The sequence below is a fragment of the Streptomyces sp. NPDC002784 genome (assembly GCF_053592135.1).
In genome coordinates this window covers 1-8,958 of sequence record NZ_JBSFVD010000063.1, presented here as the reverse complement: position 1 = coordinate 8,958, position 8,958 = coordinate 1, and the positions used below count along the sequence as shown (strand labels likewise).

Here is an 8,958-nt window from a genome sequence, read left to right as displayed (position 1 = left end):
CGGGACCGGATGTCCGAGGTAACGGACGCGTTCCTCGCCGCCACCAGGGCCGCCGAGGAGGCCAAGGCCGAGTCCGCCGCCGTACGCCTGCGCGCGGCGGAGAGCGGCGCACTGGCCGCGGACGACACCCAGGCAGTCGCCGAAGCCCTGCTGGAGCAGGCGCTGCGCCCGCTCGGCGCGGTGGCCGTGGCGGTGTGGGCCGCGGGGTCCGACGGTTCGCTCACCCTGGCGGGCAGCGCCGGGTTCTCCCCGGCCGAGGCCGATCGCTGGCGGTACGTCCCTCCGGACGTGGCGACGGTGGCGCGGCGCGGCCTCACCGAGCGCACGGGGCAGTGGATCACGTCCCTCGCGGAGACCGGACTGCCCAGCATCGGCCTGCACCACCATCCGCACGGAGGCCGGGCAGCCCTGCCCGCCGGCACCGGAGGCCGCATCCACGGCGTACTGGAGATCGCCTGGCCTTCGCCCCTGGGGCCGCAGCCGCCGCAGATCGTCCGCCAGGTGGAGGCCCTGGCGGAGCTGTGCGGTCACACGCTGGAGACCTACACGCTGCTGCACGGGCCCGCCCAGGAACCGCGCGTCCTGCCGGACGCCGCGGAGCTGATGGACCTGGCCGACGGCCTGCACGATCCCGCACTGGTCCTGGTGCCCCACCTGGACGACGCCGGTAACCTGGTGGACTTCCGTATCCAGCACGTCAACAACCGCTTCCTGGACCCGGCCGGCCGGGCTCGTGCGGTGGTGAGCGGCGCGCTGCTGCTGGAGGCGTACCCGATGGCCGCGGGGGACAGCGAGCTGTTCCACCGCATCGAGCACGTGTACGCCACCGGTGAACCCTTCCGGGCCCGCCGGATGAACCTCACCGCCCTGGTCGACCAGGTTCCCCTCTCGGCGGTCGCGGACATCAGCATCAGCCGGCACGGCACCACCGTCCTCCTCATCTGGCGCATCGAGGACGAGACGGCGCGACTGGCGAGCCTGCTCCAGCACGCCCAGCGCCTGGGCCGCATCGGCGGCTTCGAGGAGAACGTGCTGACCGGTGAGATCACCTGGAACGGGCAGCTGTTCGACCTCTACGGGCGCCCGCAGTCGAGCACCCCGGTGCCCCTGGAGCATCTGCCGGCCCACGCGCATCCGGACGACGGCATCGCCATCCGTCAATTCCTGCGCACGCTGCTGCACCACCGGCGGCCGGCCGCCGCGGCCTTCCGGCTCCAGCGACCGGACGGGGTGACCCGCCACATCCGCATCGTCGCCGAGCCGGTGCTCGACACCGACGACCGGCTGCTCCTCGTCCGCGGTGCCTGCCAGGACATCTCCGCCCAGCACTGGACCGAGGTGGCGCTCGCCGCCACCCGCGACCAGCTGGCGCACACCGAGCAGCAGGCCACCGAACGCAACCGGCTCACCCTGCAGCTGCAGCACGCCATCATGCCGCCCGAGCAGACACCGCTGGAGGTCCCCGGCCTCCAGGTGGCCGTCCGCTACCGGCCCGCGGAAACCGAGCAGCTGGTGGGTGGCGACTGGTACGACACCGTCGAGCTGCCCTCCGGGCAGGTGCTGCTGTGCGTGGGCGACGTGGCGGGGCACGGCATAGAGGCCGCGACCAGCATGGTCGTCCTGCGCAACGCCCTGCGTGGCCTGGCGGTGACCGGTGCCGGGCCGGGACAGCTGCTGTCGTGGCTCAACATCGTGGCGCACCACCTGACGGGCGCCGTCACCGCGACGGCGGTGTGCGGTCTGTACGACCCGGCCCTGCGGACGCTCCGCTGGGCGAGGGCGGGCCATCTGCCGCCCGTGCTCGTCCAGGGCAGTGACGCGGCTGCGCTGCCCCTGGTCAAGGGGATGCTGCTCGGAGCGCTGCCCGAGGTCGGGTACGAGGAGAGTGAGATCCAACTGGCCGAGGGGGACACCCTGCTGATGTACACGGACGGTCTGATCGAACGCCGCGACCGGTCCGTGGAGGAGTCCCTGGTCCACCTGCTGACCACCGCCCGCACGGCGCCCAGCACGCTCGACCAGCAACTGGACCGCCTGCTGACCTACAGCAACTCCGACACCGACGACGACACGTGCATCGTGGGCATCCGGCTCGGGTGAAGGGACGTCACGGATTCGTGCTGCCGGCGATGTGCCCGCCGGGGTCGTCGGCCAGCGCGATCAGTGCCGTGACGCGCTTGCCGACCGGTTCCCGGTGGACTTCGTAACCCTGGCTGACCGCGAGGGTGATCTCCAGGCCGTGCCGACCGACTCGCCGCGGGTCGGTGGCGGCGACGTCCGGCAGGACCGGGTCGCTGTCCCACACCGATACCCGTACCGCGCCGCCGACGATCCGCAGATCGAGCATGACCGGTCCTGGCGCGTACTTCACCGCGTTGGTGACCAGTTCGCTGACCACCAGCTGCGTCATGCCCAGCGCCCGCTCGGACACCGGCACCCCGTGCATGGCCTCCACGTCGCTGAGAAAGCCGGTGGCCAGGTGCCGCGCGGCGCCGATGCAGGAGGAATCGCCGTCATAGGCGGCCGACGCCCACAGCGGACCCCTGTCCCCCGTCTTCTGTCCCTCGTCCCCCACGGTCTGTCCCATGCGCCCCGTCCCCGTCTCACATGATCGTCACACAAACTTCACACTGCACTCAGGCAGCATCGCGCGGCTACCTGTCGGCTGCCCCGGCACAGGGCTCTTCAGCCTTCAGGTAACGCCCGTAATTCAGACTCGCCGAAATCAGCCTGGTGAGCCAAATCCGGAGGGGCGGCTGGAGCGAGCGCGGCTGACGCATCGCAGTAGGGCTGACGAAGGGGTGCGGGGGGTACGAAGGCGAGGTGGTCGGGCGCTCGACCGCCGAGAGGGCGCTGTGCGGCCGGGCGGGCTCTTTCAACTTCGCGCGGTCCAAGGCCACTTGCGGTGGCCGTTCACTGGGCCGCCCGTTCCCGCAGGCTGTTCTGCCACATGGGGCTCTGCTCCTCCGGGGCCGCCTCGGGGCGGCGGCCACCGCGGGCGAAGAAGTCCGCGAGGGGCAGGATCGCGGCTCCTACGGTGACGGCGTCCGGTCCGAGGGTGCCCAGATCGATCTCGACGCGCCCGGCCGGGTACTTCAGCGAGTACGACGCGGCGTACGTCCGCACCGTGTCCAGGAAGCGCCGGCCGAGCTGGAGGCCGGCCCAGCCGCCGACGAGGACACGCTCGGGCTGGAACAGGTTGATCAGGTCGGAGAAGCCGGCGCCGAGGTACTCGGCCGTCTCCTCCAGGACGGCCAGCGCGGTCGCGTCGGTCGGCGCGGTCGTCCCGTCGGCGTCGGGGGTGGGGTACGCGGCGGCGAGCATGGCGGTCAGCGCGGTCTCTTCGTCCACGCCCGCCGGGGGCCGCCCGCCGGCCTCGGCCCACCGTTCCAGGAGCGCTTCGGAACCGGCGTACGCCTCCAGGCAGCCCTTGGCGCCGCAGCGGCACTGCCGCCCCCGCACCCGTACGGTCAGATGCCCCCATTCCACGGCCCGGCCGGACCGCATGTCGTCGGTGACGACGCAGGCGCCGACACCGGAACCGAAGAGGACCACCACGGCGTTCTGCGCGCCCCGTCCGGCGCCGAACCACATCTCCGCCTGGCCGAGCGTCTTGGCACCGTTGTCGATGTAGTACGGCACGCTCTCGGGCAGCAGCCGGGACTCGCGCAGCAGCCGCTCCAGCGGGACGGCGTCCCAGCCGATGGTCTGGCCGTGCACGACGGCGCCGTCCTGTGCGCTCCTGGCGACGATGCCGGGGACGCCGATGCCGACGCCGAGCAACCGCTCCGCGGGGATCCCGGCCTGGCTCAGCACCTCGGTTATGCCGTCGCGGAGGTGACCGACCACGACACCGACGTCGTAGCGGTCGACGCGCCGCGGACCCTCGGTCGCGAGCGGCTTCTCCACCCGGGCGAGTTCGGTGAGTGCCAGGTCGAAGAGCTCGATCCGCACCCGCGTCTCACCGACGTCCACGCCGATCATGTAGCCGCTGTGCGCGCTGATGCGCAGGAGCGTGCGGGGACGGCCGCCGGCCGAGTCGACGCTGCCGGCCTCCTCGACCAGGCCCTCGGCGACCAGCTCGGACACCACGTTGCTCACCGAGCCCGAACTCAGCCCGGTGACCGGGCCGAGCGAGAAGCGGCTCAGGGGCCCGTCGAAATACAACCGTTGCAACACCGCGGTGCGGTTCGCCCGCCGCAGGTCACGCACCGTACGGCCGCTGCGCATTGTCACCCTGCCCCCTCGTCTTGGATGTCCTGCACGCAACTTACATGGGGCGGAGCCCTTGACGCGACCTTCACTTGAGGTTTAACTCACACCGTGAATTAAGCGGTGGGGTGCTTCAGGCCTCGAACGCGGGACGCCAGTCGTGTCGCACCCTCCCCGCAGGCGAAGTCCATCCACCTCCCCGGAAGGGCCCTTGGAGTCATGCGCAGAATCAGAGCCGCAGCCGTCGGCGTCGTCACCCTCTCCCTCGTTCTCACCGCGGCTGCCTGCGGCGGGGGCTCGTCCGGCTCGGAGGGGTCCAACGACAAGCCCAAGACCCTCACGTACTGGGCCTCCAACCAGGGTGCCAACCTGGAGGTGGACAAGAAGGTCCTCCAGCCCGAACTCGACAAGTTCGAGAAGGAGACCGGTATCAAGGTGAAGCTGGAGGTGGTGCCCTGGTCGGACCTGCTCAACCGCATCCTCACCGCCACCACCTCCGGCCAGGGACCCGACGTCCTGAACATAGGCAACACCTGGAGCGCCTCCCTCCAGGCCACCGGCGCCCTGCTGCCCTGGGACGCGAAGAACTTCGAGGCGATCGGCGGCAAGGACCGCTTCGTCGACTCCGCGCTCGGCTCCACCGGTGTCCAGGGCCAGGACCCCGCCGCCGTACCGCTGTACTCCATGGCCTACGCGCTCTACTACAACAAGAAGCTCTTCGCCGAGGCCGGCATCGAGAAGCCCCCGGCCACCTGGGACGAGCTGGTCGAGGCCGGCAAGAAGCTCACCGCCAAGGGCAGCAACGGCCTCGGCGCCGAGGGTTCGAACCTCTCCAACAACATCCACCAGGTGTTCGTCCTCGGCAAGCAGCACGGCGCGGACTTCTTCACCCCCGACGGCAAGCCGGACTTCACCTCCGACGGCGCCGTCGCGGCGGTCAAGCAGTACGTCGACCTGATGGCCAAGGACAAGATCATCGCGCCCGGCAACGCCGAGTACGCGCAGAACCAGTCCCTCAGCGACTTCGCCAAGGACAAGACCGGCATGGTGCTGTGGCAGACCGCCTCGGCCACCTTCAAGTCCCAGGGCATGAAGGACGACGAGTGGGGCGTGGCGCCCGCTCCCGTCCAGTCCGGCACCCCCGGTGAGGGCGCCAACACCAACTCCATGGTCGCCGGCATCAACCTCGCCGTCTTCAAGAACACCAAGAACATCGACGGCGCCAAGAAGTTCGTCAACTTCATGACCAGCGAGGAAGAGCAGGTCATCCTCAACAAGGCGTACGGCTCCATCCCGCCGGTCAAGGCCGCCCAGGAGGACCCGGCCTTCAACAGCCCCTCGCTCGCCGTCCTGCGCGAGACCCTGGCGACCAGCGCCACCGCGCTGCCGCAGGTGCCCGAGGAGTCGCAGTTCGAGACCGTCGTCGGCACCGCCGTCAAGGAGCTGTTCGCCGACGCCGCCGCGGGCCGGGCCATCACCACCGAATCGGTACGGGCCAAGCTTGAGAAGGCCCAGCAGCAGATGCCCAAGAGCTGAGTACGGACACCTAGATGACTCTCACCGCTGCCCCTGGCACAGGCGAGCGGAAGGCACGCAAGAGCCCCCCCGAAGCGGCGCGCACGCGCCGCTTCGGGCGGCTGCGCCGCATCGGCCTGCCGTACCTCCTGCTGCTCCCCGCCCTCCTGCTCGAACTCCTGGTTCATCTGGTGCCGATGGTCATCGGCATCGCCGTCAGCTTCAGGGAACTCACCCAGTTCTACATCCGCGACTGGACCACAGCTCCCTGGACCGGATTCGACAACTACTCCCTCGCGGTCGACTTCAACGCCCCCATCGGCGAGGCCCTGCTGAAGTCGTTCGTCACGACCTGCCTGTTCACCGTGCTCTCGGTCGGCCTGTGCTGGCTCCTCGGGGTGGCCGCCGCCATCTTCATGCAGGAGAGCTTCCGCGGCCGCGGCTTCCTGCGCACGCTCTTCCTCGTGCCGTACGCGCTGCCGGTCTACGCGGCCGTCATCACCTGGGCGTTCATGTTCCAGCGGGACAACGGCCTGGTGAACCACGTGATCCACGACCAGCTCGGGCTCACCGACAGCGCGCCGTTCTGGCTCATCGGCGACAACAGCTTCATCGCCCTGCTCGTCGTCTCGGTATGGAAGGGCTGGCCGTTCGCCTTCCTCATCGTCATGGCCGGGCTGCAGAACATCCCCCGCGAGATGTACGAGGCCGCCGCGCTCGACGGCGCCGGCATCTGGCAGCAGATCCGCCGCATCACCCTGCCGTCCCTGCGCCCGGTCAACCAGGTCCTCGTGCTGGTGCTGTTCCTGTGGACGTTCAACGACTTCAACACCCCCTTCGTGCTGTTCGGCGAGGCGGCACCGGAGGCCGCGGACCTCATCTCCCTGCACATCTACCAGTCCTCGTTCCAGACCTGGAACTTCGGCACCGGCTCCGCCATGTCGGTTCTGCTGCTGCTGTTCCTGCTCCTGGTGACGGGCGCCTACCTCGCGCTCACCTCCCGCGGAAGGAAGGCCACCGATGCCTAGCCGGTCCGTGCGTCAGGCCCGCTCTCCGATGGCCGCGCCGCAGTCCTTCCTGTGGAGCCGGCGGATCTTCCTGACGCTCCTCGCGGGCTTCGTACTGCTGCCCGTCTACGTGATGATCTCCAGCTCGCTGAAGCCGCTGGAGGACGTGTCGGGGAAGTTCCAGTGGATGCCCTCGAGTCTCACCGTCCGCCCCTACTTCGACATCTGGGAGACGGTGCCGCTGGCCGACTACTTCATGAACTCGCTGATCGTGGCCGGGGCGGCGACCGTCTGCTCCGTCACCATCGCGGTGTTCGCGGCCTACGCGGTCAGCCGCTACACCTTCCGCGGCAAGCGCGTCTTCACGGTCACGGTGCTGTCCACGCAGATGTTCCCCGGCATCCTCTTCCTGCTGCCGCTGTTCCTCATCTACGTCAACATCGGCAACGCCACCGGCATCGCCCTGTTCGGCTCCCGCGGCGGCCTGATCCTCACCTATCTGACCTTCTCGCTGCCGTTCTCGATCTGGATGCTGATCGGGTACTTCGACTCGGTCCCCAAGGACCTCGACGAGGCGGCAAAGGTCGACGGCTGCGGGCCGCTCGGCGCCCTGTTCCGGGTCGTCGTGCCGGCCGCGATCCCCGGCATCGTCGCCGTCGCCGTCTACGCGTTCATGACCGCCTGGGGCGAGGTCCTCTTCGCCTCCGTCATGACCAACGACACCACCCGCACCCTCGCGGTCGGGCTCCAGGGCTACTCCACCCAGAACGACGTGTACTGGAACCAGATCATGGCCGCCTCGCTCGTCGTCAGCCTGCCCGTCGTCGCCGGCTTCCTGCTCCTGCAGCGCTACCTCGTCACCGGCCTGACCGCCGGCGCCGTCAAGTAGCGGCCCGCGCCCCCCTTTCTCTGATCTCACCTCCTCCGATCACCCCAGAGAGGCACCCTCTGTGTCCGATTCGATAGACCTCGCCGCCTTCCCCGACGACTTCACGTGGGGTACGGCCACATCCGCCTACCAGATCGAGGGCGCCGTCGCCGAGGACGGCCGGGCACCGTCGATCTGGGACACCTTCTCCCACACCCCGGGAAAGATCGACAACGACGACCACGGCGACGAGGCCTGCGACCACTACCACCGGTGGCCCGAGGACATCGCCCTCATGAAGGAGCTGGGCACCGACACCTACCGGATGTCCATCGCCTGGCCACGCGTGGTCCCCGGCGGCGACGGCCCGGTCAACGCGGCGGGCCTCGACTTCTACGACCGTCTCGTCGACGCCCTCCTCGCGGCGGGCATCACCCCCAGCATCACCCTCTACCACTGGGACCTGCCCCAGGTCCTCCAGGACCGCGGCGGCTGGACCGTACGCGACACCGCCGAGCACCTCGCCGCCTACACCTCCGCCGTCGCCGGGCGCCTCGGCGACCGCGTCACCCAGTGGGCGACCCTCAACGAGCCGCTCTGCTCGGCCTGGATCGGCCACCTGGAAGGCCGGATGGCACCCGGCCTCACCGACCTCACCGCAGCCGTACAGGCCTCGTACCACCTGCTGCTCGGTCACGGCCTCGCCACCCAGGCCATCCGCGCCGCCGCTCCCGGCGCCCAGGTCGGCCTCGTGACCAACCACTCCACCGTCGAGGCCGCCTCCAGCCGCCCGGAGGACATCGCCGCCGCCGCCCGCATGGACGGCCACACCAACCGCTGGTGGCTCGACCCGGTCTACGGCCGCGGCTTCCCCGCCGACATGCGCGAGCTGTACGGCGTCGAACTCCCGGAGCGCCCCGGCGACTTGGAGGTGATGGCCGTCCCGCTCGACTGGCACGGCCTGAACTACTACTTCCCCGTCACGGTCGCCGACGACCCGGCCGGCCCCGTCCCGTACGCCCGAGAGGTGCGCCTGCCCGACGTGCCGCGCACCGGGATGGACTGGCAGATCGACGCGGGCGGTCTGGAGGCGTTCCTGCTGAGGCTGACCGATGACTACGGCGTCGGCCGGCTGTACGTCACCGAGAACGGCTCCGCCTTCCCCGACACCGTCGGCCCCGACGGCAGCGTCGACGACCCCGACCGCGCCCGCTACCTGGAGCAGCATGTGGCCGCGTGCGCCCGCGCCGTGCGCAAGGGAGCCCCGCTGGCCGGCTACTACGCCTGGTCCCTGCTCGACAACTTCGAGTGGGCCTACGGCTACGACAAGCGCTTCGGGCTCGTCCACGTCGACTA

Annotated in this window: 7 protein-coding genes; 5 read left to right on the top strand and 2 right to left on the bottom strand. The window is 70.0% G+C overall.

Annotation, left to right across the window (positions count from 1 at the left end; translation table 11 throughout):
- Positions 1-2,100 (top strand): PP2C family protein-serine/threonine phosphatase (locus ACWD1Z_RS35715; protein WP_451124807.1); only part of this gene is annotated, 2,100 nt, incomplete at its 5' end.
- Positions 2,101-2,107: 7 nt separating this feature from the next.
- Here ACWD1Z_RS35715 and ACWD1Z_RS35710 read toward each other — a convergent pair.
- Entirely contained in the window at positions 2,108-2,587 is a 480-nt protein-coding gene (locus tag ACWD1Z_RS35710) for an ATP-binding protein (protein ID WP_451124805.1), read from the bottom strand.
- 326 nt (positions 2,588-2,913) lie between these two features.
- A complete protein-coding gene (locus tag ACWD1Z_RS35705; RefSeq protein WP_451124803.1) occupies positions 2,914-4,236 on the bottom strand; it encodes an ROK family protein in 1,323 nt (440 codons plus the stop codon).
- Between the two features lie 195 nt (positions 4,237-4,431).
- Between ACWD1Z_RS35705 and ACWD1Z_RS35700 the strand changes: the two genes are divergently transcribed.
- From ACWD1Z_RS35700 to ACWD1Z_RS35685, 4 genes are all read left to right on the top strand, one after another.
- The gene (locus ACWD1Z_RS35700; RefSeq protein WP_451124801.1) at positions 4,432-5,748 is read left to right on the top strand and encodes an ABC transporter substrate-binding protein; all 1,317 of its coding nucleotides are present in this window, start codon (positions 4,432-4,434) and stop codon (positions 5,746-5,748) included.
- A 14-nt stretch (positions 5,749-5,762) separates the two neighbouring features.
- Entirely contained in the window at positions 5,763-6,755 is a 993-nt protein-coding gene (locus tag ACWD1Z_RS35695) for a carbohydrate ABC transporter permease (RefSeq protein WP_389417455.1), read from the top strand.
- A 28-nt stretch (positions 6,756-6,783) separates the two neighbouring features.
- Complete coding sequence (locus tag ACWD1Z_RS35690) at positions 6,784-7,623, top strand: carbohydrate ABC transporter permease (RefSeq protein WP_389417488.1); 840 nt, start codon at positions 6,784-6,786, stop codon at positions 7,621-7,623.
- A gap of 61 nt (positions 7,624-7,684) precedes the next feature.
- A partial coding sequence (locus tag ACWD1Z_RS35685; RefSeq protein ID WP_451124799.1) for a GH1 family beta-glucosidase occupies positions 7,685-8,958 on the top strand: 1,274 nt, incomplete at its 3' end.